We start from the raw sequence: 352 nt of genomic DNA, 5'->3' as shown, positions 1-352 counted from the left end.
GGCGTTAGTAGCAGAGAATGACCAAGTAACAAAAGGTCAGCCGTTATTAAAAGTAGACTTAGACTATATTAAAGAAAACGCAGCATCTACAACTACGCCAATTGTCTTTACAAATCTCGCAGAAGGCGAGTCTGTGCAGATTAATAAAGAGGGTAATGTAGACATAAAAGAAGAAGAAATTGTATCTATTAAAGATGAAAATGCTAAACCACAACAAGATGCTGGTGAAGAGGATTCTATTGTCGCACCAATCAAAGGGCAAATCGTGCCGATTTCAGAAGTTCCAGATCCAGTGTTCGCTGAAAAAATGATGGGGGATGGATTTGCAATAATTCCATCAGAAGGTACAGTG

1 protein-coding gene is annotated in these 352 nt (G+C 38.9%); it reads left to right on the top strand.

Translation table 11 applies throughout. The annotated features are described in order from the left end of the window. A partial coding sequence (locus tag ACTYBU_RS22550) for a PTS glucose transporter subunit IIA (RefSeq protein ID WP_445493262.1) occupies positions 1-352 on the top strand: 352 nt, incomplete at both ends.

This window comes from Niallia sp. 03133, assembly GCF_052663225.1.
This window is presented reverse-complemented; position numbering and strand designations above follow the sequence as displayed.